Origin of the sequence: Methylocapsa sp. S129 (assembly GCF_009765995.1) — a bacterium.
Classification (GTDB): Bacteria; Pseudomonadota; Alphaproteobacteria; order Rhizobiales; family Beijerinckiaceae; genus Roseiarcus.
In genome coordinates, this window is the sequence record NZ_LMUI01000012.1 from 1 (window position 1) to 22,614 (window position 22,614).

Annotated in this window: 23 protein-coding genes; 9 read left to right on the forward strand and 14 right to left on the reverse strand. The window is 64.2% G+C overall.

The features are described 5' to 3' along the window. Nucleotides 1-161: 161 nt before the first annotated feature. Nucleotides 162-545 (reverse strand): hypothetical protein, encoded by a 384-nt coding sequence (locus GSQ90_RS07885; protein WP_158814284.1) that lies wholly within the window; start codon nt 543-545, stop codon nt 162-164. Between the two features lie 490 nt (nt 546-1,035). Between GSQ90_RS07885 and araD the strand changes: the two genes are divergently transcribed. Then, nucleotides 1,036-2,766: an L-arabinonate dehydratase gene (gene araD / locus GSQ90_RS07890; RefSeq protein ID WP_158814285.1), complete on the forward strand. Its 1,731-nt coding sequence runs from the start codon at nt 1,036-1,038 to the stop codon at nt 2,764-2,766. Between the two features lie 68 nt (nt 2,767-2,834). Next, nucleotides 2,835-3,902, forward strand: a complete 1,068-nt coding sequence (locus GSQ90_RS07895; RefSeq protein WP_158814327.1) for a S1C family serine protease — start codon at nt 2,835-2,837, stop codon at nt 3,900-3,902. Nucleotides 3,903-4,010: 108 nt separating this feature from the next. Here the strand turns inward: GSQ90_RS07895 and GSQ90_RS07900 are convergent, their stop codons facing one another. Both GSQ90_RS07900 and GSQ90_RS07905 read right to left on the reverse strand, forming a co-directional pair. Then, entirely contained in the window at nt 4,011-4,667 is a 657-nt protein-coding gene (locus tag GSQ90_RS07900; protein WP_158814286.1) for a DedA family protein, read from the reverse strand. A 43-nt stretch (nt 4,668-4,710) separates the two neighbouring features. Next, nucleotides 4,711-5,076 (reverse strand): hypothetical protein, encoded by a 366-nt coding sequence (locus GSQ90_RS07905; RefSeq protein ID WP_158814287.1) that lies wholly within the window; start codon nt 5,074-5,076, stop codon nt 4,711-4,713. A 227-nt stretch (nt 5,077-5,303) separates the two neighbouring features. Here GSQ90_RS07905 and GSQ90_RS07910 point away from each other — a divergent pair, with 227 nt between their 5' ends. Then, nucleotides 5,304-5,693, forward strand: a complete 390-nt coding sequence (locus GSQ90_RS07910; RefSeq protein WP_158814288.1) for a DUF423 domain-containing protein — start codon at nt 5,304-5,306, stop codon at nt 5,691-5,693. Here GSQ90_RS07910 and ade read toward each other — a convergent pair. Together ade and GSQ90_RS07920 are read right to left on the reverse strand one after the other, a co-directional pair. After that, the gene (ade, locus tag GSQ90_RS07915) at nt 5,690-7,399 is read right to left on the reverse strand and encodes an adenine deaminase (protein ID WP_158814289.1); all 1,710 of its coding nucleotides are present in this window, start codon (nt 7,397-7,399) and stop codon (nt 5,690-5,692) included. The two genes, GSQ90_RS07910 and ade, sit on opposite strands and share 4 nt — an antisense overlap. Nucleotides 7,400-7,653: 254 nt before the next feature. Continuing rightward, nucleotides 7,654-9,006, reverse strand: a complete 1,353-nt coding sequence (locus tag GSQ90_RS07920) for a nucleobase:cation symporter-2 family protein (RefSeq protein WP_158814290.1) — start codon at nt 9,004-9,006, stop codon at nt 7,654-7,656. A gap of 146 nt (nt 9,007-9,152) precedes the next feature. On the opposite strand from GSQ90_RS07920, the gene GSQ90_RS07925 reads away from it, so the two are divergent. The 4 genes from GSQ90_RS07925 (at nt 9,153) to GSQ90_RS07940 (ending at nt 12,399) form a co-directional block, all read left to right on the forward strand. After that, complete coding sequence (locus tag GSQ90_RS07925; protein ID WP_246731471.1) at nt 9,153-9,824, forward strand: GntR family transcriptional regulator; 672 nt, start codon at nt 9,153-9,155, stop codon at nt 9,822-9,824. 74 nt (nt 9,825-9,898) lie between these two features. Further along, nucleotides 9,899-10,765, forward strand: a complete 867-nt coding sequence (pdxY, locus tag GSQ90_RS07930; protein ID WP_158814292.1) for a pyridoxal kinase PdxY — start codon at nt 9,899-9,901, stop codon at nt 10,763-10,765. Between the two features lie 9 nt (nt 10,766-10,774). Next, on the forward strand, nt 10,775-11,674 hold the full coding sequence (locus GSQ90_RS07935) for a PhzF family phenazine biosynthesis protein (protein ID WP_158814293.1): 900 nt from the start codon (nt 10,775-10,777) through the stop codon (nt 11,672-11,674). After that, nucleotides 11,671-12,399 carry an NUDIX hydrolase gene (locus GSQ90_RS07940; RefSeq protein WP_158814294.1) on the forward strand — a complete coding sequence of 243 codons (729 nt, stop codon included), beginning with the start codon at nt 11,671-11,673 and terminating at the stop codon, nt 12,397-12,399. Before GSQ90_RS07935 ends, GSQ90_RS07940 begins: the two co-directional genes overlap by 4 nt. Here GSQ90_RS07940 and GSQ90_RS07945 read toward each other — a convergent pair. The 8 genes from GSQ90_RS07945 to GSQ90_RS07980 form a co-directional block, all read right to left on the reverse strand. Further along, complete coding sequence (locus GSQ90_RS07945; protein ID WP_158814295.1) at nt 12,396-12,737, reverse strand: hypothetical protein; 342 nt, start codon at nt 12,735-12,737, stop codon at nt 12,396-12,398. The two genes, GSQ90_RS07940 and GSQ90_RS07945, sit on opposite strands and share 4 nt — an antisense overlap. A gap of 92 nt (nt 12,738-12,829) precedes the next feature. Beyond that, nucleotides 12,830-13,831: a tetraacyldisaccharide 4'-kinase gene (gene lpxK / locus GSQ90_RS07950; RefSeq protein WP_158814296.1), complete on the reverse strand. Its 1,002-nt coding sequence runs from the start codon at nt 13,829-13,831 to the stop codon at nt 12,830-12,832. Further along, nucleotides 13,828-15,117 (reverse strand): 3-deoxy-D-manno-octulosonic acid transferase, encoded by a 1,290-nt coding sequence (locus GSQ90_RS07955; RefSeq protein WP_158814297.1) that lies wholly within the window; start codon nt 15,115-15,117, stop codon nt 13,828-13,830. Before GSQ90_RS07955 ends, lpxK begins: the two co-directional genes overlap by 4 nt. Before the next feature lie 98 nt (nt 15,118-15,215). Beyond that, entirely contained in the window at nt 15,216-15,500 is a 285-nt protein-coding gene (locus tag GSQ90_RS07960) for a DUF4170 domain-containing protein (protein ID WP_158814298.1), read from the reverse strand. A gap of 88 nt (nt 15,501-15,588) precedes the next feature. After that, entirely contained in the window at nt 15,589-16,422 is an 834-nt protein-coding gene (locus GSQ90_RS07965) for a 3'(2'),5'-bisphosphate nucleotidase CysQ (RefSeq protein ID WP_246731472.1), read from the reverse strand. A 99-nt stretch (nt 16,423-16,521) separates the two neighbouring features. Further along, the gene (locus GSQ90_RS07970) at nt 16,522-17,436 is read right to left on the reverse strand and encodes a sugar kinase (RefSeq protein ID WP_158814299.1); all 915 of its coding nucleotides are present in this window, start codon (nt 17,434-17,436) and stop codon (nt 16,522-16,524) included. A 35-nt stretch (nt 17,437-17,471) separates the two neighbouring features. Beyond that, nucleotides 17,472-18,083, reverse strand: a complete 612-nt coding sequence (locus tag GSQ90_RS07975) for a LysE family translocator (protein WP_158814300.1) — start codon at nt 18,081-18,083, stop codon at nt 17,472-17,474. A gap of 140 nt (nt 18,084-18,223) precedes the next feature. Then, nucleotides 18,224-19,393 carry an HWE histidine kinase domain-containing protein gene (locus GSQ90_RS07980; protein ID WP_158814301.1) on the reverse strand — a complete coding sequence of 390 codons (1,170 nt, stop codon included), beginning with the start codon at nt 19,391-19,393 and terminating at the stop codon, nt 18,224-18,226. Nucleotides 19,394-19,611: 218 nt separating this feature from the next. Between GSQ90_RS07980 and GSQ90_RS07985 the strand changes: the two genes are divergently transcribed. After that, a complete protein-coding gene (locus GSQ90_RS07985) occupies nt 19,612-20,940 on the forward strand; it encodes an adenylate/guanylate cyclase domain-containing protein (protein ID WP_158814302.1) in 1,329 nt (442 codons plus the stop codon). Nucleotides 20,941-21,135: 195 nt separating this feature from the next. Here the strand turns inward: GSQ90_RS07985 and GSQ90_RS07990 are convergent, their stop codons facing one another. After that, nucleotides 21,136-21,423: a GIY-YIG nuclease family protein gene (locus GSQ90_RS07990; RefSeq protein ID WP_158814303.1), complete on the reverse strand. Its 288-nt coding sequence runs from the start codon at nt 21,421-21,423 to the stop codon at nt 21,136-21,138. Nucleotides 21,424-22,229: 806 nt separating this feature from the next. Between GSQ90_RS07990 and GSQ90_RS07995 the strand changes: the two genes are divergently transcribed. After that, entirely contained in the window at nt 22,230-22,586 is a 357-nt protein-coding gene (locus GSQ90_RS07995; protein ID WP_158814304.1) for a hypothetical protein, read from the forward strand. The last annotated feature ends 28 nt before the right edge of the window (nt 22,587-22,614 follow it).

Consider the following 22,614-nt stretch of genomic DNA (forward strand, 5'->3'; position numbering starts at 1 on the left):
AGCCATGACCCATCGCGCCCCGCAACAAAAGGCGCTTGAATCACACATCGACCCTAATGGGAATCACTCGTGTGAATGCCGTAGGCGTAGCGGGGAGAAGGTGTCATGCGCAGCATGACGGATGAGGGGCGGCGCAATCCCGAGACGAAGTTCCGCCAATGTCAGTCGCGGATCGTCAAGCCCGGAACCGGCGCGTCCGGCGTCTCTTTCACAGCGCCCCAGAAATCGTGCTTGCCGTCGAAAAAAGTCTGGACCGCTTTGCAGAAGTCGCTCGTCGAGCCTTGGCCGATCCACTCCGTGCCAATGGCATAGCCGCGATCGAAGGCGGCGCGATGGCTGCGCCGCACGGCTTCAGGGCTGCCGCCCGGCAGCTTCATCGCTTTCACGAATATCGCGGGATCGAACGACATCGACGGACAAACAGGCTCCCGCAGCCGCCAAAGCATCCCCATCATCGCGGCGTAATCGTCAGTGTTGAGGGCGAGCGCCGGCGTCGACGCCCAAGCGCCGAGCAGAAGGATGAAAATTGTGAGCCGGCGGCGCATGGCGCTGGGTCCTTCCCGATGAGGTTACGATCGGCTTACGGGATTGCAGCGGCAGTGGACGAGCCCATCTCCTGACCAAATTCGAATTGTCGCCAGTCCGGTCGGTTCTCACCAACCCCATGTTGACCGCCGCAGCTCGGCAAATCAGATCATAATGCATTGATATCATTCAGTAAAATATTGACTCCATCGACAATTTCTCGACAATCCCGGATTTCCCCGATATCATTGTCGGCGTTACATGTTGCGTCGTTCAGCCCCACCCTCGCGATCGGTCATCCGTCCTTGCGAGGCAGCGAAGCGACGAAGCAATCCAGACTTTGGCTCTGGCAGCCCTCGTCTGGATTGCTTCGCTGCCGCTCGCAATGACGGTCAGGTGTTTTCGCTGCAAGGAATCCCGAACAAGCGCGAAACTAAACCGTCTCGCATCCCTTTGATATTCCTCGTTCCGCGGGACTAAACTCGCCGCGCCCCGTAGACGGAGCCCACCATGAGCCGCCCGCGCAAACGACCCGAGGATTTCCGCAGCTACCGCTGGTTCGGGCCGCAGGATCTGCGCTCGTTCGGCCATCGCTCGCGGCTGTTGCAGATGGGCTATGACCGCGCCGATTTCGCCGGCAAGCCGGTCATTGCGATCATCAACACTTGGAGCGACATCAATCCGTGCCACGCCCATTTCAGGACGCGGGCCGAAGAGGTCAGGCGCGGCGTGCTGCAGGCGGGCGGGTTTCCGATCGAGCTTCCCGCCATGTCGCTGTCGGAAACCTTCGTCAAACCCTCCACCATGCTCTATCGCAACTTCCTGGCGATGGAGGCCGAAGAGCTGATCCGCTCGCATCCGGTCGATGGCGTCGTGCTGATGGGCGGCTGCGACAAGACCACCCCTGCCCTGCTGATGGGCGCGATCAGCGCCGACCTTCCCGCCATCTTCATGCCCGCCGGGCCGATGCTGCGCGGCGCCTATCGCGGCCAGACGCTCGGCAGCGGTTCGGACGTCTGGAAATATTGGGACGAGAAACGCGCCGGCAAGATTAGCGAGGCCGACTGGAGCGAGATGGAGGCGGGCATCGCGCGCTCCTATGGCGTGTGCATGACGATGGGCACGGCCTCGACCATGACCGCGCTGGCCGAGGCGCTCGGGATGACGTTGCCCAATGCTTCCTCGATCCCCGCCGCCGATTCCGCCCATGCGCGCATGGCGGCCGAGACCGGGCGGCGCGCCGTCGAAATGGTGTTCGAGGATGTGCGTCCCTCCGCGATCCTGACTGCCGCCTCGTTCGACAATGCGGTCGCCGTTCTGATGGCGCTTGGCGGCTCGACCAATGCGATCATCCATCTCATCGCGATGGCGCGGCGGGCCGGCGTCGCGCTCGATCTCAAGCGCTTCGACGAGATCGCGCGGCGCACGCCGGTGATCGCCAATCTGCGGCCGACCGGGCAATTCCTGATGGAGGATTTCTTCTACGCCGGCGGCCTAGGCGCCTTGCTCGCACAAATGGCCGGGTTGCTCGACCTCGGTCAGCAGACGGTCAATGGCCGTACGCTGGCCGAGAATATCGCGGAAAGCAAAGTCTGGCTGCCCGACGTCATCCGCTCGCTCGACAATCCCGTCGCCGGCCGCGACGGCCTCGCCATCCTCTATGGCAATCTCGCGCCGCGCGGCGCAGTGATGAAGCCGGCCGCGGCCGATCCGCGGCTGCGCGCCCATCGCGGCCCGGCTCTGGTCTTCTCAAGCTATGACGAGATGGCGGAAAGCGTCGAGCGCGACGATCTCGACGTAACGCCCGACCATGTGCTGGTGCTGCAAAACGCCGGTCCGCAAGGCGCGCCCGGCATGCCCGAATGGGGCATGTTGCCGATCCCCAAGAAACTGGTGCGCGCCGGCGTGCGCGACATGCTGCGCATTTCCGATGCGCGGATGAGCGGCACGAGCTATGGCGCCTGCATTCTGCATGTGACGCCCGAAGCCTATATCGGCGGCCCGCTAGCTTTGGCGCGCACCGGCGATATCATCGCCGTCAATGTCGAAAACCGCAGTCTCGATCTCGAAGTCGGCGAGGCGGAACTTGGCCGCCGAAGCGCGGCGTTCAAACCGCCGCCGCCACGCCTGTCGCGCGGCTATGGCGCTCTATTCGCCCGCTCGATCCGGCAGGCCGACGAGGGCTGCGATTTCGACTTCCTCGAGCGCGGCGAGACGCTGGCGGAGCCGGATATCCATTGAACGCGCGGGGCCGGCGGCCGCATGGGCGCCATCTTGTCGCGCCCGGCGCCGCTTCCCATATCTCGCCTATGTTCGATTCATCCCCCACCCCATCCAACGTCGTTTTCGCGCTCGATTCAGGCTCGCAATCCTCCGGCTCCGGCGCCCCCTCGGCCGTCAGCGACGCCGAGGCGCTCGACGCCTATTCGCGCGCGGTCAGCGATGTCGTCGATCGCGTCGGCCCCAGCGTCGTGCGCATCGACATCAAGCGCAACGGCGCTAATGGCGGTTCGGGCTCCGGCGTGATCGTTTCGCCCGACGGGCTGGTGCTGACCAACAGCCATGTCGTGCAGGGCGCGCGCGGCGCCGAAGTCTTGACGCTCGAAGGGCGCCAATTCCACGCGCGCGTGCTTGGCGACGACCCCGATTGCGATCTCGCGCTGCTGCGCATCGACGACAGCGTCACGCTGCCGGCCGCCAAGCTTGGCGACAGTTCGAAACTGCGGCGCGGCCAGATCGCGATCGCGATCGGCAATCCGCTCGGCTTCGACGCGACCGTCACCGCGGGCGTCGTCTCGGCGCTGGGGCGTTCGCTGCGCTCCAAGAGCGGGCGCATGATCGAGGACGTCGTGCAAACCGACGCGGCGCTCAATCCCGGCAATTCGGGCGGGCCGCTGGTCTCGTCCGCGGGCGAAGTGATCGGCATCAACACCGCGATCATCATGGGCGCGCAGGGCATCTGTTTTGCGGTGGCGTCCAACACCGCCAATTTCGTGCTCGGCGAAATCGCGCGGCACGGCCGGGTGCGCCGCGCCTATATCGGCCTTGGCGGCGGCACGGCGCCGATTCCGCGGCGCATCGCGCTGCGCCTTGGCCTGACGCAGACAACCGGCGCACGCATCCTGAGCATCGAGCAATCGGGACCCGCCGACCACGCTGGCTTGCTGACCGGGGACATGATCATCGCACTCGACGGGCGCCCGGTGAACGGCGTGGAGGATCTGCTGCGCCTGCTCGACGCCGACAAGATCAACCGCACGATCTCGGTCGACATCTTGCGCCGTTCGGAACAAAAGCGGGTATGGATCGGCCCGACCGAGCGCGGCGTCGCGCTGCCCGCCCCCTCGCCCCGCGTAGCGGGGAGAGGGCTGGGGTGAGGCGCGGCGCTGTCCGTGCCGTTTGTCCGCCACGCTAATTTTCGGCGACGCGCTGCCCCTCATCCGGCGCTTCGCGCCACCTTCTCCCCGCTACGCGGGGCGAAGGGATTAGGCGCCGCTGTGATCGCGCGGCGCGACCAGCGGGCCGGGCAAGGCGGCTTCCGCTTCGGCTATCAATCTCTGCTCGTGATGGCTGATGAAGCGGCTCGCCGCCACGGCGCCGATGACGGCGCAGATCAAGGCCGCGATCCCCACCGGCTTGGCGTAATGCTCAAAGGCATGGCCGAGGAAAAAGCCGCCGAAGCCGAAAATGCTTGCCCAGACAATGCCGCCTGCCGCGTTGAACGCAAAGAACCGCGGCCATTCCAACCGGTTGATGCCCGCCAACAATGCCGCGAAAGCGCGCAGGACGGCGACGAAGCGGCCGAAAAACACGATCTTGCCGCCGTGGCGCTGAAACAGATATTGCCCAAGCTTCAGCCGCGCCTCGTCGAGACGAATGTAGCGGCCGTATTTCAGAACGATCGGGAAGCCGAATTCGCGCCCAACCCAATAGCCGGCATTGTCGCCGATGATCGCCGCCAAAGCAGCGCTGGCGATCACCCATTTGATGTCGAGCGTGCCCTGACCGGCGAAAATCGCGGCGGTGACCAAGGCCGTTTCGCCCGGCATCGGCACGCCAGCGCTCTCAAGGCAAACGACGACGAAAACCGCGAGATAGCCATAGGTCGCGATGAAATCATGGAGATGCTGGACAAAGGGCATGGGCGATTCCCGACGCGGCGATGCTTTCGCTTACGGGACTGCTTTAACCGATCTTCGGCAGGCCGGTAAGCCGCTTGGCGTTGGCGCGCACTTTGCGCCGCGCCGGCCTGATCGCGGCTTCCGCGACGTCGGCGAGGCCAAGCGACAGATCGCTGGCGTTGCGAATGCCGCCGAACGAGGCTTTCAAAAAGAAAGAGGCCCAGGCGAATTGCGCGGCGGCCGCGCCTTCATAGACGGCGTCGACCTTCTCCTGGAACATGCGTTGGGTTTCGCGCACGCTTTCGGCGGTCGGATTGAAGCTCTGATTCAAGAGGCCGGGGGTGCGGGCGGCGATGGTGACCGCCGCGTCGATGCCCGTCTGCATCGCCGAGGCCGCCATAATCGCGGTGCGTTTGCTCAGCCGGCTCATATCCTATCCGTTCTTGAAACGAGAAATGACGAGCATGAGCCGCCGCAGGCTCTGGAAGAAGATGTTGCGTCGCACAAAAGATATATGCGCCGCCCGTTTCCTTCCTTCAAGGGCAAATTGTTATGAGCGATTACAATTCCGCCGTCTTGCCATAAGAGCTAAATGCTTGACGAAACAACGCCTTCGGGCGCTCGTGGTTCCCTAGGCGCCGCCAGAAGAGGTCTTCCATGCAACGATTTATCCCGGCGCTCGGCGCCTTATCCGCCGTGATGGGCGCTGGCGGCGTGGCCTTGGCGGCGGCCGCCACGCATACGGGCGGCGGCGAAATGGGGCAGACGGCCGCCTATTTTCTCGTCCTGCACGCGGCGGCGCTGCTCGGCCTGACCGCCTGCGCCCGCGCCTATGCCGCCGACGCCGCTTTCGCGCGCGCCCTCCTTATCGACGGCGCAGGCCTTGGATTGGGGACGATCGTCTTCAGCGCCGATCTTGCGACAAGGGCTTTTACCGGCGCGCGCCTGTTTCCCATGGCGGCGCCGATCGGCGGTTCGCTGATGATCCTTGGCTGGCTGGCGCTTGCCTTGGTTTTCGTTTGGGGCGCGGCGCGCCGAACCGGCTAATCGCGCACCAATTCGAACCGGTCGACGTCGACCAGCCCCTTATCGGTGATCTTCAGATGCGGGATCACCGGCAGCGGCAGGAAGGCGACCTGCAGGAACGGCTCGGCGAGAACGACGCCGAGACTCTTGGCCGCCGCGCGCAAGGGCACCAGCGCCTCGCGAACCTCCTCGAAGCTGAGCAGGCTCATCAGGCCCGCCACGGGCAGCGCAAGTTCCGCGAGCACGCGGCCGCCCTCGGCGACGGCGAAGCCCCCTTCGATTTCGATCAGCCGATTGACCGCAATCGCCATATCCTCTTCATTGGCGCCGACCACCGTGATGTTATGACAATCATGGCCGACCGACGAGGCGATGGCGCCGCGCTTCATGCCAAAGCCATGCACGAAAGCCGTGGCGATATTATCGTTGATTCCATGCCGCGCGACGACCGCGACCTTGACCATGTCCTGGTCGAGGTCGACCTGCCGTTCGCCATTGACATAGGGCAAGGTCACGGGCACGCGCTGCGTGATGATCTTGCCGGGCGTGACGCCGATCGCCTGCGTCGAGGGACCCGCCCCTTTGGCGACGAAATCGCGCGCCGAAACGCGGCGCGCCTTGACGCTGCGGCGGCCGACGGGTGCGAGCGTCCCGCGCGTCGCAAACAGGGCTTCGCCAACCAGCCGGCCGGCGGTGAACACCTTGGAAACCGCGCAAGTCTCGAGATCGTCGATCACGACGAGATCGGCGCGCCAGCCCGGCGCGACGAGGCCGCGATCCATCAAGCCGAAAATGCGCGCGCCCGAAATGCTCGCGGCGCGATAGGCGGCGATCGGCGGCGCGCCAAGGCGGATCGCGGTGCGGATCATGAAATCGAGATGGCCTTCCTCGGCGATGTCGAGCGGATTGCGATCGTCGGTGCAGAGCGCGATGAAGGGCGAGTTGCGCTCGGTGATGATGGGCGCCAGCGCGTGCAAATCCTTCGAGACCGAGCCTTCGCGCACCAGGATCTGCATGCCTTTGGCAAGCTTCTCCAGGGCTTCGGGCACATTGGTGACTTCATGGTCGGTGCGGATGCCCGCGCTGAGATAGCCGTTAAGGTCGAGGCCGCGCAGCAATGGACTGTGGCCGTCGATGCGCCGGTCGTGGAAGGCGGCGAGTTTGGCGAGGCACGCTGGATCGCGCGCGAGCACGCCGGGGAAATTCATGAATTCGGCGAGACCCAGCACTTTGGGATGGCGGCTGAGCGGAAACAGATCGTCGACTTCGAGCCGCGCGCCCGAAGTCTCCAGATGGGTCGCCGGCACGCAGCTCGACAATTGCACGCGCAAATCCATCGCCGTCGCCATCGAGGCGTCGAGGAAATATTGCAGGCCCGTCACGCCCAGCACATTGGCGATCTCATGCGGATCGCAGATCGCGGTGGTGACGCCATGGGCCAACACGCAACGATCGAATTCCAGCGGCGTGATGAGCGAGGATTCCACATGCAGATGCGTGTCGATGAAGCCCGGGACAATCACCTTGCCCGAAACATCGATTTCGACCGCGCCGCGGTAATCGCCATAAGTCCCGACGATCCGGTCGTTGCAGATCGCGACATCGCTTTTCTCCAGCGAACCCGTGACGAGATCGAAGATGCGTCCGCCCTTGAGGACAATGTCGGCTTGAGAGAGGCCCCGCCCCTGCTCGATGGCGCGTGCGAGATAAGCGATGGCGTCGCTCATGCGTCAGCGCGGCGCGGTTGATGGTGCGCGGAAATATGGGGCATGACGAATTCTCCGTGGCGCGCAGCGCAGGCTGCCGGCGCAGTGTCTCAGGATTTCGAGTCCGCCTCAAGGCCGAGGCCGTCGCTCATGCCGCGGCTGCTTTAGCGAGGAGATGTCGCTCGTCTTCGATTCGCCTGAGGCGCGACGCCGACCTTTGCCCCGGTGGTGAGAGCGCAGCGTTCCCTCATCGAAGCCCGTCTGAACGATCAGAATCAGATGTGCTCGGCGGCCTGCGCCGCCAGCAATGTGTCCGCCTCGGCCTGCGCTTGGCTCGTGCGATTGAAGAAGGCGTTCAGCAGCACCGCTGATATCGACGTCAGGATGATGCCGTCGCCGAAGATCGGTTTGAGCGCGTCGGGAAATATCCGGAAGAAATTCGGCGATACGATCGGGATGAGGCCAAAGCCGATCGAGATCGCGACGACAAGAACGCTGTTGCGCTGGCTGGCGAAGTCGACCGTTGAGAGGATCTTGATACCCGTCGCCGCCACCATGCCAAACATGATGAAGCCGGCGCCGCCCAAGACGCATGGCGGCACGGAGGCGACGATGAAGGCGAGTTTCGGCAGGAGGCCGAGCGCCAGCATGATGATTCCGCCGGCGACGCAGACCCAGCGGCTGTAGACGCCGGTGACGCTGACGAGGCCAATATTCTGCGAGTAGGAGACATAGGGAAAAGTGTTGAATAGCGCGCCGATGATCGTGCCGATCGCATCGGCGCGAAGACCGCGCTTGACGTCGTCGGCGCCGATCTGCCGGCCCGTCATGGACCCGAGCGCGAGGAACATGCCCGTCGCCTCGATAAAGACGATGGTCATGACCAGGCACATGGTGAGGCAAGGGACGAGGGTGAATTCCGGCAAGCCGAACTGCAGGGGCAGCACGATCCGAAGCAGCGGCTCGCTCTGGATGCCGGAAAAATCCGTCCAGCCCAGTGCGATGGTGGCGACATATCCCGCGGCGATGCCGATCAGGACGGCCATGTTCTGCACAAAGCCTTTGGCGAATCGGATGACGAGCAGGATGACCGCCAGCACGAGCGCGGCGATCGACAGATAGCCCGCAGCGCCAAAATCCGACGCGGCCGCCCCCCCGCCGGCCCAGGCGACGCCGACGCGCATCAGCACGACGCCGATCATCGTGATGATCGTCCCCGTCACCACCGCCGGGAAGAATCGCAGCACATATTTGATGAACGGCGCGGCGCAGAGCCCGAACACGCCGCCAACGAGCACCGCGCCATAGATTCCGGGGAGCCCGACGCCGGGCATGGCGGCCATGGCGAGCATCGGAGAAATCGCGACCGCCGTCACGCCCATGATGATCGGCAGCCGGATGCCGACCGGGCCGATTCCGATGGTCTGGATGAGCGTCGCGATGCCGCAGGCGAAGAGGTCGGCATTGATCAGCAGAGCGATCTGATCCTTCGGCAGATGGAGCGCGCCGCCCAGAATCAGCGGCACGGCGACCGCATTCGCATACATGACAAGAACGTGCTGGAGGCCCAGGGCGACCAGCTTGGGCAGCGGCAACACCTCATCGACAGGGTGTACGGACGGAGGCATCGAAAGCCCTCGCAATATCTGCATGCACGATTGCCATTATGTATGCAAAATCGTATATTTGTATGCTTAAATTATGGTTTTGCATGCTGATATTCTATGCTAACCCTGCACAAAGACCGGGCTTTGGAGCAGATCGGAATGCGTCGTTGAGGCAGGCTAAGTTCGAAGGTTCGACGCAGTCCGATCGGCTTGCCGAAGCCATTGCCGAGACCGTGCTGTCCGGCGAATTCCAGCCTGGGCTTCGGCTCGACGAAGGCATGCTGGCCGAGCGCTACGGCGTATCAAGGACGCCGGTGCGCGAGGCCCTGCGACAGCTCGCCTCGACGGGCCTGATCGATGTCAAACCCCGGCGCGGCGCCACGGTCGCAAACGTCACCTCGTCTCAACTCGAAATGATGTTCGGCGCCATGGCGGAGATCGAGGCGACATGCGCTCGGCTGGCGGCGATGGGCATGACGCCGATCGAACGGCGCCGTTTGCAGGGTCTTCAGGAGACGATGGAGGCGATCGTGCTGCGCGATGATCGCGACGCCTACGCCGCGGCCAATATCAACTTCCACACCCAGATCTATCTCGGCGCGCATAACGAAATCCTGTCCGATTTCGCCACGGCGCTGCGGCGGCGACTGGCGCCGTTTCGACGCGCACAGTTTCGAACCGAGGGGCGCAGCTCGCGCTCGCATGCCGAACATGCCGCCGTCGTCAAAGCCATCGTCGCATGCGACGCGTCGGCGGCGCATGCCGCGATGTTTCATCATATGAGTCTGGTGGAGGACTCGTTCGGCCAGCTCGGCGCGCCATCGCGGGCGACCGCTTAACCGCGCCTTCAAAAGTCGAAGTTTGGGCGCGCCTGATCCTCATCACACCGCCCGCTAAAGCCTCATCGGACCCCATGCCCCATTCCCCTCCTGTCTCCATCCTGTCGATCCAGTCCCACGTCGTCTATGGCCACGTCGGCAATTCGGCGGCGGCGTTTCCATTGCAGAGGATCGGCTGCGAGGTCTGGCCGATCAACACGGTGCAGTTTTCCAATCACACCGGCTATCCCGATTTTCGCGGCCAGGTTTTCGACGCCGCGATGATCGACGATTGCGTGACGGGCGTCGCCGCGCGTGGCGCCCTCGCCCGCTGCAATGGCGTTCTGTCCGGCTATATGGGCTCGCCGGAAATTGGCGCGGCGATCTTGCGCGGCGTCGGCGCCGTCCGCGATCAAAACGCCGAAGCGGTCTATTGCTGCGATCCTGTACTCGGCGATGTCGGGCGCGGCATTTTTGTGCGCGAGGGCGTTGTCGAATTCATGCGCGAGCGCGCCCTGCCCGCCGCCACGATCCTGACGCCGAACCATTTCGAACTCGATCTGCTTTCGAATCTGCCTTCGACCGACATGAGCGGCGCGCGCGCGGCGCTGGGCGCCCTGCACGAGCGCGGACCGCGCGTGATCCTCGTCACCTCGCTCGCCCTCGACGACACGCCCGCTGATGCGATCGACATGGTGGTTTCCGAGAATGGCGCGCTTTGGCGATTGCGCACGCCCAAGGCGCCGATCAAGGTGAATGGCGCGGGCGACGTCATCGCCGCGCTTTTCCTCGCCCATTGGCTGCGAACGCATAGCGCGTCCGAAGCCATCGCGCTCGCGGCCTCTTCCGTCTATGGTCTCGTCGCGGCGACCGCGAAAGCGGGATCGCAAGAGCTTGAGATCATCGCCGCGCAGGAAGAATTCATTCGTCCCTCGCGCCTGTTTGTCGCGGAAAGAATCTAGGAACGCGTAATGCGCCGCCAATTCTACACGCTCGATGTTTTCACGGATGTGGCGCTCGCGGGAAATCCCCTCGCTGTCGTTCTCGACAGCGAGGGGCTCGACGACGCCAGAATGCAGGCGATTGCGGGCGAATTCAATCTGGCGGAGACGGTTTTCGTCAAGGAGCCGCGCAACCCGATCAATACCGCGCGCCTGCGGATTTTCACGCCCGTCCAGGAATTGCCGTTCGCCGGCCATCCGACGGTGGGGGCCGCCGTTCTGCTCGCCCATTTGCGCGCGCCCGAACTGCTCGCGCGCGAGGATTTGCGCATCGTCGTCGAGGAGCAGGTCGGCGATGTCGTCTGCATCGCGCGCCATCGCAAAGGTCAGGCGATGGCCGCCTATTTCACGCTGCCCCGCCTTCCCGAAAAGACCGGCGAGGCGCCGTCCGACGAAGCGCTGGCCGCCGGCCTCGGCCTCAGCGCCGCCGATATCGGCTTTGGGTCCCATCGACCCACAATGTATGGCGCGGGCAAGCCCAATCTGTTCATCCCCATCGCCAGCCTCACGGCAATGGCCAAAGTGCGGCCCAATCTCAAACTCTGGGGCGAGAGCGGCGGCCCGGCCGTTTATCTCTACACCAATGAGGTCGTGAGCAACGGCTCGACCTGGCATGCGCGCATGTTCTGGTCGGGTTTGGGCATTGTCGAAGATCCCGCGACCGGCAGCGCCGCGGCCGCCTTCGCCGGCGTCATCATGCAGTTCGAGCGCCCTGGCGACGGCGAGCATATGTTCGTCATCGAACAGGGCCTCGAAATGGGCCGGCCGAGCTTCATTTCGCTTGGAATCGACGTCGAACATGGCGCGCTTCTATCGGCCACCATCGGCGGATCGGCGATCGTCGTCTCACAGGGCGCGATCGACCTATGAGCGAGGCGGACGCGCGCATTTTCGAAGTTACGGAACTTGATCTGGCCTATGAGCCTGCCCCTTGGGCGTTCGCCCAAAGCCAGGCCGATCAAATCGCCGCGCATTGGGCCCAGCGCAAGGCGGCCCTGCCGCTTATGTTCGACGGCCGCGTCTTGCTGTTGGGGCGCCACGAATTTGCGAAGCGGAACGATGGCGCGACGATTTTGCGCGGCGCCTATTTCGAGACGGATTTCAAAGCCTTTCTCGCCTGGCGCGATTTTGGATTTCCGGACGCAGCCGTGTGCAATTGTTTCTCGATGGCCGCGCTGCAATCGTCCGACGGCGCTTTTCTGCTTGGTGAAATGGCCGCTCATACGGCCAATGCGGGGTCGGTTTATTTCGCCGCCGGCACGCCCGACCCAAGCGACATTTTCGGCGACCGCGTCGATCTCGCCGCGAGCGTTCGGCGCGAATTGCAGGAGGAGACCGGCATTTCGCCCGATGAAGTCGCGATGGGGCCGGAATGGACGATCGTCTATGCGCCGCCGCGCATCGCCTGCATGAAGATCATGCGCGTCGCCGCGACCGCGCAAAGCATCAAGACTCGCGTCGATTCCTTCCTCGCTGATGACCTGAATGCGGAGCTGCGGCGGATGCATATCGTACGCCGCGCGCCGGACATCGAAACAATCAACTGCCCGCGCTTTATCGCCGATTTCCTGCGCTACGCGCTGGCCGGCGCTTAAAGCGCCGTCGGATAGCCGTGGCGCTTGCGCGAGGCGAGGATCATCGCGCGCGCTTCCTCATCATGGCCCGCCGAACAGGTCTGCTCGGCCGCCGCGATCTCGGCATGGATTTGATTGTAGACCGATTTGGCGATCTGACCCATCGCCAGATCGTCGTCCTGAACGGCCCGGTAGCGAGCGACCTCGCCCGCGCAGCCGCTCCCTTGCGGCATCTGGAAATTGGACGGCGCCACGACGATCGAATTGGGCGCCGGCGGCGCGGCGGCCGGCATGGGGCCGGGGGAATTGCAGCCTGCCAAAGTCAGCGCGGCAAAAGCCGCCAGAAGCGCCGGTTTCATATCAAATCTCCTCTTTCGAATCGATCCCGCTGGGGATCGTGAGCCTCGCCATAGCGAGCGCCCGGTCAAGCCTTTTCCGGAACGATCGTCCTTCAAGGCGTCGCCCGTCGCTTGGCCAGCGCCTCGGTCAGCAGAGCCGCGACCTGACCGGCCTCATCGAAGCGCAAGGCCACGGGCAAAACTACGACTTTCTCCGCATAGGCCGGCGCCAGGCGCACAACATCCTTCTGCGTCGTCACCGGGGTCAACCGGAGATTGGCGGCCTCCGCAAGAAGCCCGTCCAGTTGCGCCGACGAATAAAGCTGGTGATCGGCAAAGCCGCGCGCGACGACCACGCGCGCGCCCAGCGCCCTGAGGGTGGCGAAAAACTTATCCGGCCGCCCGATGCCGGCGAAAGCCAGAACATTCTGGTTGCGCAAATTCGCCGCGACGAGAGGATCAGGCTCAAGACGCGCGTTCAGGATCATCTTCTCCGAGACGGCCTCATGCGCCGCTACGCTGGCGTCCGAGACGCCATCAACGAAGACCACGGCCGAAACATAGGGCAGTTGCATGGCCGGCGCCGCGCGCAAAGGACCGGCAGGCAGGCAGAGGCCATTGCCAAAGCCGGCCCCGCCATCGATGAGAGCGAAGCTGCAATCCTTGGCGAGCGCCGGGCTCTGCAGGCCGTCATCGAGGACCAGGACGCTGGCGCCGGCGTCGATCGCGGCTTGCGCGGCAAGGCGTCGATCGCGTGCGACGAAACATGGCGCGACGCGGGCGAGCAACAAAGGCTCGTCGCCCACGTCCTCGGCGCGGTGAATGTTCGGGTCGACCGCGACAGCGCCGGATCGCGCCGCGCCGCGATAGCCGCGCGACAAGAACGCGACCTTCTCGCCCCTATCGCGCAGCAGATGCGCGATGGCGATGGCGGCGGGCGTCTTGCCCGCGCCGCCAGCGACAAAATTCCCGACGCAAATGACCGGGACGCCGACCCGCAAGCCCGGCCGCGCCATGCGCCTCGCGGTGAAGGCGCCGTAGAGCGCGCCCAAAGGCGCCAGGCCGAGAGCGAGGACGCCCGGCTCGCGTCGCGCCCAAAAGCCTGGCGCCCTCAAGACGCCGGCTCCAGCGCCGCCCGCGCCAAATAGGGCTCGACCGCCTCGACAGTGCGATCGACCGCGCCGGTTTGGCCCTCCACGATCTGGGCGGCGGCGCGCGCCATCGCACGCAAGCGTCCGCCATCGATAAAAAGCGCCGCGAGCGTCTGCGCCAACTCCTCAGCATCACGCACCAATGCGGCGCCGCCGGCCGAATCGAGCAAGGCGTAGACATCGGCGAAATTGGCGACCTGCGGTCCATGCAGGATGGCGCTGGCGAGCCTGGCGGGCTCGATCGGATTCTGGCCGCCGCCAGGAACGAGCGATTTGCCGACGAAAACCACGCCGGCCAATCGATAGAACAGGCCGAGTTCTCCAATCGTGTCGCAAATATAGACCGCTGTTTCGGCGCTGGGTTGCGCGCCCGCCGAGCGAAGCGCGCAATTGAGGTCGAGCTCTTGCAACTGCGCGGCGATCCTGGCGCCGCGCTGAGGATGGCGCGGCGCGATCAGGGTGAGCAGATCGGGGAAAGTGCGCGCCAGAATGCGATGCGCCTCGCCGATCAGAATTTCCTCGCCCGCATGGGTCGAGGCGGCGATCCAGACCTGGCGGCCCGATATTCGGCCCGACAGGGATGCGAGTTCTTGTCGATCGGCGGGCGGCGCCGGCGCGTCATATTTCAAATTGCCGACAAGCCGCACATTAGGCGCGCCGAGCGCGGCGAAGCGCTCGCCGTCGCCTTCGCTCTGCGCAAGGCACAGATCGACGCGCGCCAGCAGCGCGCCGATAAAGGCGCTCAGCCCGCTCCAGCGGCGGAACGAACGCTCGCTAAGGCGCGCATTGACGAGAACGATGGGCGTGCCCGCCTTTTCCGCCTCGACGATGAAATTCGGCCAGAGCTCGGATTCGGCGATCAGCGCGATATCGGGCCGCCAATGCGCGATGAAACGGCGCATGAATTGAGGGGCGTCGAGCGGCACGAATTGATGAAAAGCGCCGGCGGGCAGACGGTCCGCGAGTATCGCGGCCGAAGTGACCGTTCCCGTCGTAATCAGCACATGGCGTCCGCGCTGCGTCAGCCTCTCGATCAGCGGCAGCAGAGACAGCGCCTCGCCGACGCTCGCGCCATGCAGCCAGACCAGCACGCCGGCCGGCCGATCAAGACCTGGCTCGCCGCGCCGCTCGCCTATTCTCGCGCCATCCTCCTTGCCGCGCGACAGCCGCCAGGACAGCAAAGGCCCGCTCAAAGGGGCGAAGGCGCCGGTCGCGAGACGATAGGCGACGAGCGAAAGCGGCAATTTCATGCGCCCCTCAAGCCGACGCCGGGTCAGTAGCCGCCAGCGGAAATCCCGGCGCCTCCCCCACCAATCCCACCCGGCTGCGGCGCTTCAGCATTTTGAAATCAGGACGTTTTTCGCGCGAGCCCCGCAGGATCGAGGAAGCGATGGAGGTGTACGATGAAATAACGCGTCTGCGCGCTATCGACGGAAGCTTGCGCCTTGCCGCGCCAGGCGCGCGCGGCGCTCGCGTAATCGGGAAAAATGCCGACCACGTCGATCTTCGACGGGTCGCGAAACTCATTCGAGTCGAGGCTTTTCAATTCGCCGCCGAAAACCAGATGCAGGAGTTGCTTGGATTCCTCGGTTGTCGATGGGTTGGTTTGCGTAGGGTCCGCAGCTTGCGTCATGGCGATTTCCTATCACGATGCGAAAGATTCGTCATCCTTCTCGCGCCCGTCGCCGATTGCGGCGGAGCGCTGTCGCGGCCTGCATTCCTCATGCCAAGGGACTGCCGATCGCAAGGCGGCCCGCGGCGACGAACGAGCCGATCATCCCCGCCGAGGCGCCGAAGAGGACGCCATGGCGCGTCTCCGCCTTATTATAGTGCAAGGGCTCGCCCGCGGCTTCGACGAGCCGGCCGCCGGCCTCCGTCAGAATAAGATCGACGGCGGCGATGTCCCAATCATGGGATTTTTCCGAGGCGAGGGCGAGATCGAGCGCGCCGCTGGCGACCAGCGCCATCCGATAGGCGAGCGAAGGGATTTTTGACTGCGGATCGAATGAAACTCCCGCTGCGCGCCCGATCGCCTCCACCATCGGCTTTGGGCCGGCGATGCGCGCTTCCGCAAGCGTTTGACGAGGGGAGATCGCGATCGTCGCGCCGTTCAGGGTCGACCCATGCCCCCGCGCCGCCGCATAAGTCTCAGCGAGCGCCGGCGCGTGAACCACGCCGGCGACGGGACGGCCGGCGACGACAAGCGCGATCGAAACGGCCCAGCGCGGATCGCCCGCCAGGAACCCGCGCGTCCCATCGATCGGATCGACGATGAGCACGCTCGCGCAGGCCAGGCGCGCCGGATCGTCCTCGGTCTCCTCCGACAGCCAGCCGGCGCCGGCGAAAGCCGCGCTGAGGCGCGTGCGCAAGAACGCGTCCACGGCGTGATCAGCTTCGGTGACGGGCGAACCGCCGGCCTTGTATTCGATGCGCGCACTGGTGCGCTCTCCCGGACGGAAGAACTGCAACGCGATCGCACCCGCCTCGCGGGCTGCCTCGATCAAGCGATCGCGCACGGCCGCTGTGTCGAGGCGCGGGCCCATCTCTTCGCCCAAAGCCATAATCCTGAAAGGGAAACTATCGAGAAACGCTCGATTATGCCTTAGCGGCGCCGGACCGGCTGCGCAACCTCGACCACAGCTTTGTATCGCTTCTCACGTTTTGGCGAGCGCCGTCAGCGTTTGTGCGCGCGTCGGCAGCGGCGGCACGGCGCCATAGCCGCGCGTCGAAAGGGCCGCCGCGACATTGGCGAAACGGGCGGCCTGAAACGGGTCGCCGGCGCGCAAATATTCGGCGAGAAAAGCGCCGTCGAAGGCGTCGCCGGCGCCCGTCGCATCGACAGCGTCGACTTTGATAGAGGCGATCTTTTCGCGCCGCTGCGGCGTCGCCACCAGCGCGCCTTCCTTGCCCAGCGTCAGCGCCACGATCTTCGCGCCGAGCCGGAGATAGAAATCGACGATCGCATCGGGCTGATCGAGGCCGGTCAGTTTCTGCGCGTCGTCGAGGCCGGGCAATGCGATGTCGACGCTTTTCATCGCTTCATGGATCACCGCACGCGCCCGCGTCAGCGGCCAGAGCTTGAGGCGCAGATTGGTGTCGTAGGAGACGAAAACCCCACGCCCCCTGGCGATTTCGATGGCGGCGAAGACAGCGTCCGCCGCCGAGGAGGAGATCGCCTGGCTGATGCCCGAGACATGCAGCAGGCGCGCCGCGCCGATGTAATCGGCGGGGATATCGGCCTCCGTCATGCGGCTGGCGGCCGAACCGGCGCGCAGATAGGAAAATTCGTGGCCGTCCGGGCCATGCGTGACGAAATAGATGCCGGTATGGGCGCCGTTATTGACGATCACCCGGCTCGCGTCGACCCCCTCGGCCTTCCACAATTCGACCAGCGATCGGCCGAAACGATCGGCTCCGACCGCGGTGAAATAGCCGGTCGAGGCGCCCGACCGGGCGGCGGCGATGACGGCGTTGGACGTGTCGCCGCCATAGCCAGGCTGGAAAGGGGCGTCGTCGCCCGGTTGGTTGAGTTCGAACAGAGGTTCGCCAATAGCGATCAGGTCAGCCATATTGTCCTATTTGCGCATGAATAGAAGCGCGTATTTCAGCGCGCCGCGATCGCCAGCGCCGCGCCCGCCATCACGCCCGCCGCGCCGCGGTTGATCATCTTCATCGCGCGCGAGGAGCGAAACAATTTGCGCGCCCGGTTGGCGGCGAGGGCGTAAGTCAGCAGCACCGAACTCAGCACGCCCATCATCGTCGCCGCCAGCGTGATCGCCGTCTTCGCATTGATCGCATCGAGGTCGACGACGAGCGGCATGATCGACAGAAAGAACACGATCACCTTGGGATTGCCCAGCGTCAGCGACAGCGCGCCCAGGAACGACCGCGCGCCGCTGGCGCTTTGCACGGGCCCAACATCGGCGGGACGCGCGGGCGCCCGCCACATCGTCCAGGCGAGATAGAGGAGATAGGCGACGCCGGCCAGCCGGATCGCCGTGAAGACTCCCGCAAATTCATGCGCGAGCACAGCGAGCCCGGTCGCCGCGACGGAAAACCAGATGAGGTCGCCGACCAAAAAGCCGGCGATGAACGGCGCGATGCCGGCAAGGCCCTGCCCGAGGACGCGCGCGACAAGCGCGGCGACGCCGGGCCCTGGCGTAGCGACGGCGGCGAGATAGACGCCAATGAACACAAGCAGCGACGAAAAAGACAAGGCGCGATCCTCCGGGCGTTGTTAAAACGCAATTGGGCCGGGAAGGCTAGCCCGGCGCTGCCGGCCGGACGCGATTTTGGATTTCAATGCTTCTCCCTGGGAAGTTCCCGGGCGGGAGTCTTCAGCACGAAGCGCCTCGCCTACAGGATGTCGCTAAGCCCCGAAAGCGGCGCGTCCAGGCGGCATTCAAGCCCCGTGCTGAGATAGTCCAGCGCGACGACGCCGCGCACCTGGCTTGCGAGCGCCTGTTCGATCAGCCGCGTGCCAAAGCCCTGATGTTTTGGCGGTGCGACGGCCGGGCCGCCGCTTTCGCGCCAGAGGAGCGACAATTGCTGCTCCTGACCGGCGGCCGTCACCTTCCAGCCGACGGCGACATTGCCGTTCGAAGTCGATAGCGCGCCATATTTCGCCGCGTTCGTCGCCAGCTCGTGCATCATCAGCGTCAGCGCGAGAGCTGCTTTCGGCGCGACCTCGATCGCCGGTCCGCGGATATGGAATCGCCGCTCCCCCTCGTCGCCGTGCAACTGGGCGGCGCTTTGGATGATCGACGCAAGACCGGCGCTTTCGGTCGAGCCGGCGAACAATATTTCCTGAGCCCTTCCCAACGCGAGAATTCTATTCGACAGCGTCTCGCGCGCATCTTCGATATTCCTAGCGTTCCGGAATGTCTGGGAAATGACCGCCTGCACCATCGTCAGAATGTTCTTGAGTCGATGGCTCATCTCGTTCTTGAGCATCTCCTGATGCTGCTTGATCCGACGCAACTCCATCTGGCCCATCACCTGCCGCGCCAGCGCCTGCAGGCTGTCGGTCTGAGCCGGCGTCAGCCCTTCCGGACGCGGCTTGGTGTCGATGACGCAAAGCGTGCCCAGCGGGACGCCGTCGGGCGTTTCAAGAAGGGCGCCGGCGTAGAACCGGATAAACGGCTCGCCCGTGACGAGCGTGTTGGCCCAGGTGCGCGCGTCCAGCGTCAGGTCGGGGATCATCAAAACGCCTTTTTGGCGCAAGGCATGGGCGCATACGGATTGGCCGAGCGGCGTTTCGCATGGCGGGAACCCGATGCGCGCCTTGAACCATTGGCGGCTCTCCGCGACCAGACTGACGAGCGCGACGGGCGTTTCACAGATCCGCGTCGCAAGAAGCACGATATCGTCAAAGCCGGGCTCTGGCTCCGTATCCAGAACGCCATAGCGGGCGAGCGCCGCGAGCCGCTCGGATTCTGTGTACGGAGCGCCCAAGTCCTCGTCCATCGAAACACATGAAAGGGGTCGATGCAGCCGGATGCCGATTGTCGGCTGCGCGTTCTTCATGACTGTCTCAAAGCGATTGATATGTCAAAGACGTCGAATGTCGCGAGACGCGCTCGGCCACGTGATTAAATTAAAATTTAATATCCAAAGCGGCAGACAAATAAAGACAAGGCGCGTTTCTCCCGGCGCTGTTAAAACGCCATGGCGCCAAGGGTTGGCCTGGCGCCTACGGCTTTTGCCCGTCGCCGGACTTTTATTGGAAGGCTGGATCGTTTCGGATGGAGATCGCCCAAAAAGACCAAGACCTGGCGCGCGCGCCATCGATGCATCCCGTGACGCTGCGCTTTGGCGATCGGCAATTGGAGCGCCGCTACCACGAAGCCCGCCTCCCCTATCGCATCCTCGCCAACCGGATCAGCGCTCTGGCCGGATCGCTCGCCTATCTCGCGTTCCTGACGTTGGACCGCTTCACGATCCAGGATCCCTCCGCCGCGTTGTTTACGGTGAGTCTGGCGGGAATCATCGGCTTCGCGCTCATCTTTCTAGCGACAATCCTGGTCAGGCCCGGGCGCTGGATCGAACCGATGGGCCTCGTGGTCATCGCCGGCAACGCGCTCTTCCTGGCGCTGTATCTGATGAGTTTGAGCGCAACGTCGCACGCCTATGACCCGCCGTCGGCGGTCTATACGATGGCCGCGGTGACATGTTTTGCGCTCTGCGGCGTCACCTTCATCGAAGGCGCCTTGCTGGCGCTCTATACGATCGGCATCTTCCTCCTGGTGGTCACGGTCCTTCTGCCCGAACCGCCTCTCGTCATCGAATATCAATGGGCCTGGATGGCGCTGGTCGTCGCCTTTTCCGCCATCGGCTCCTATCTGCTCGATCGCACGCAGCGCATTTCCTGGCTGCAGCGGCTCGACCTCGCCGAGGCGCGCACGCAGATCACCATCCTGCTCCACAATGTGCTGCCGCCGTCGATCGCGGCGCGCAAGCTCAACGGCGAAAACCCGATCGCCGACGATTTCCCCGAAGCGAGCCTGCTCTTCGCCGACGTCGTCGACTTCACCCGTCTGTCGTCGCGGCTGAGCTCGACGCAGGTCGTCTCGATGCTCGGCGCGCTGTTCGGACGCTTCGACCAGATTGCGCAGCGCTATGGCCTCGAGAAGATCAAGACGATCGGCGATTGCTACATGCTGGCCGGCGGCATTCCCTTTTCCGATCCCGCCCATCTCGACAAGCTCGCCGCCGCCGCCCTCGACATGCTCGCGGCGACCCGAAGCGTCACCACCCCCGACGGCGCCGCGCTGACGGTGCGCATCGGCATGAACGCCGGCCCGGTGACGGCCGGCGTCATCGGCGAGTCGAAATTCATCTTCGACGTCTGGGGCGACACGGTGAATGTGGCGAGCCGGATGGAGAGCCAGGGCGTCGAAGGCCAGATCCGCGTCACGAAATTCGTCCGCGACGCCCTCGCCCGCGCCTATGATTTCGAAGGCCCCTTCCGCGTCGACCTGAAAGGCAAGGGTCAGCTCGACGTCTGGCGGCTCGTTGCGGCAAGGACGGTGGGAGAAGCGGGTTGGGAGGCGACGAGAGGCAATCTCGCTTGAATATCGCGACCCCAGGCCGCTCGTCATTGCGAGCGGAGCGAAGCAACCCAGGCGTCGTGGCGGTTGCTGTTTCAGGCCGCAGCGGAGTGATCAGCGTCTTGCTGAATCGTCTGACACGAACAAATAGGCAAAGGTCACGACGCCCGGGTTGCTTCGCTCCGCTCGCAATGACGACCAGTCGGCGTTTTGCGCTACTCAGGCGAGGTCCAGATAGAGGTCTCGCCATTCCGGATTGAACCTGTCGATCAGCATCAGCTTCTTCAGCCGCGAGCGGCCCTTGATTTGTTTCTCGCGCGCAATCGCCGTGGCCATATCTTCGTAGAGCTCGTAATAGACCAGCATCTTGCAACCGTATTTCGTTGTGAACCCGGGCGTCAGCCCTTCCTTATGTTGGAACACGCGCTGGGAGAGATTCGACGTCACGCCAGCGTACAACGTGCCGTTACGCTTGCTCGCCATGATAAAGATCGCCGGCTGTTTCATTGAGCGATGCTCTCTATCGCCGAAGCCATTGCGATGACCGCGGTGAATCTGTCATTGCGAGCGGAGCCCGGACGAATGCTACGCATTCGCCTTGAGAACCAATCCAGATGTCGTGCGGCTTGCTGATGAGGGCCGCGCATTCGCAAGCGTTGCGAACAATTGGGCAGAGGTCGCGATAGCTGGACTGGTTCTCAAGGCGAATGCGTAGCATTCGTCCGGGCTCCGCTCCCAATGACGATGAAGGAAACTGCCCCGTCACTAAGTCCCGTATCTGATGACCCAGGGCGGGCGCTTTCGCGCCGCCTGAAAAACCCTTATCTTGTCGTCATGGCCCAACGACCTGTCAACACGGTCGGATTCGTGACCCGGATGCCTGCCCGCGCCGCGCGCCGGCGCGCCGAGCCACCGCATCGACAATCGGCCCCCGGAGACGATCTCGCCTGAGCACTGCGAAGCCGTGCAGGAGGGCGTCGACCAGGCGGACCGCGGCGAGTTCGCGACGGACGCCGAGATGAAAGCGGTCTTTCGACGTTTCGGCTCGTGAGGGTTCGATATGCGCCGCATGCCGCCTTTGCCTTTTTGATTGGCGCCTAGCGATTTCGATTGGCCGCCGGACCGCGAAAACAACGCTACGCGATAGCAAACCGTAAAGACCAACATGTCATCTTCATCTGTCAACGCGGGGGAGCAGTCTCCCGGCAAGATCGAACGCTCCCGCTATAGGAGCCGCTTGACGACTTAGAGGCTTTGCGTGGCGAGCAGGTCGGTAGAATTCTCATCCTTCGTCTCAAGCGGACCATAGCGCGATGATGAATTTCATGCGCCGCTATGGATGGTATATTTTTTTGGCGCCGTCCGTCATTTTCATCATCGATGATTACGCAACAAACTGGCACGATCACGGGCATGAAAGGACATTGTACATCGTCCTCGAAAACCTGGGCGAGGATATTGCGACGTTGTTATTCTGGGCCGTCATCCGGGCCTGGGAAAACCGCCCCATTCCGCACATGCATGCGGAATGTCCGAACTGCCATTTCAAATGGGTCATGCACCCCAGGCAGAAAATACCCTTCTGCCCGCATTGCGGCGCCCCGGAGCCGCTTCCAGGCCCCATGCCCGGGAATGACGCCAGCGCGCCAAACGCGCATTCGGCGCCTTGATAGAAGGCCAAACGCCGGGCGGATTTGT

What these genes read in the sequence shown, in the direction of transcription:
- GSQ90_RS07885 (WP_158814284.1), bottom strand. Translation starts at nt 545, where the DNA reads ATGCGCCGCCGGCTCACAATTTTCATCCTTCTGCTCGGCGCTTGGGCG.
- araD (WP_158814285.1), top strand. Translation starts at nt 1,036, where the DNA reads ATGAGCCGCCCGCGCAAACGACCCGAGGATTTCCGCAGCTACCGCTGG.
- GSQ90_RS07895 (WP_158814327.1), top strand. Translation starts at nt 2,835, where the DNA reads ATGTTCGATTCATCCCCCACCCCATCCAACGTCGTTTTCGCGCTCGAT.
- GSQ90_RS07900 (WP_158814286.1), bottom strand. Translation starts at nt 4,667, where the DNA reads ATGCCCTTTGTCCAGCATCTCCATGATTTCATCGCGACCTATGGCTAT.
- GSQ90_RS07905 (WP_158814287.1), bottom strand. Translation starts at nt 5,076, where the DNA reads ATGAGCCGGCTGAGCAAACGCACCGCGATTATGGCGGCCTCGGCGATG.
- GSQ90_RS07910 (WP_158814288.1), top strand. Translation starts at nt 5,304, where the DNA reads ATGCAACGATTTATCCCGGCGCTCGGCGCCTTATCCGCCGTGATGGGC.
- ade (WP_158814289.1), bottom strand. Translation starts at nt 7,399, where the DNA reads ATGAGCGACGCCATCGCTTATCTCGCACGCGCCATCGAGCAGGGGCGG.
- GSQ90_RS07920 (WP_158814290.1), bottom strand. Translation starts at nt 9,006, where the DNA reads ATGCCTCCGTCCGTACACCCTGTCGATGAGGTGTTGCCGCTGCCCAAG.
- pdxY (WP_158814292.1), top strand. Translation starts at nt 9,899, where the DNA reads ATGCCCCATTCCCCTCCTGTCTCCATCCTGTCGATCCAGTCCCACGTC.
- GSQ90_RS07935 (WP_158814293.1), top strand. Translation starts at nt 10,775, where the DNA reads ATGCGCCGCCAATTCTACACGCTCGATGTTTTCACGGATGTGGCGCTC.
- GSQ90_RS07940 (WP_158814294.1), top strand. Translation starts at nt 11,671, where the DNA reads ATGAGCGAGGCGGACGCGCGCATTTTCGAAGTTACGGAACTTGATCTG.
- GSQ90_RS07945 (WP_158814295.1), bottom strand. Translation starts at nt 12,737, where the DNA reads ATGAAACCGGCGCTTCTGGCGGCTTTTGCCGCGCTGACTTTGGCAGGC.
- GSQ90_RS07955 (WP_158814297.1), bottom strand. Translation starts at nt 15,117, where the DNA reads ATGAAATTGCCGCTTTCGCTCGTCGCCTATCGTCTCGCGACCGGCGCC.
- GSQ90_RS07960 (WP_158814298.1), bottom strand. Translation starts at nt 15,500, where the DNA reads ATGACGCAAGCTGCGGACCCTACGCAAACCAACCCATCGACAACCGAG.
- GSQ90_RS07970 (WP_158814299.1), bottom strand. Translation starts at nt 17,436, where the DNA reads ATGGCTGACCTGATCGCTATTGGCGAACCTCTGTTCGAACTCAACCAA.
- GSQ90_RS07980 (WP_158814301.1), bottom strand. Translation starts at nt 19,393, where the DNA reads ATGAAGAACGCGCAGCCGACAATCGGCATCCGGCTGCATCGACCCCTT.
- GSQ90_RS07985 (WP_158814302.1), top strand. Translation starts at nt 19,612, where the DNA reads ATGGAGATCGCCCAAAAAGACCAAGACCTGGCGCGCGCGCCATCGATG.
- GSQ90_RS07990 (WP_158814303.1), bottom strand. Translation starts at nt 21,423, where the DNA reads ATGAAACAGCCGGCGATCTTTATCATGGCGAGCAAGCGTAACGGCACG.
- GSQ90_RS07995 (WP_158814304.1), top strand. Translation starts at nt 22,230, where the DNA reads ATGATGAATTTCATGCGCCGCTATGGATGGTATATTTTTTTGGCGCCG.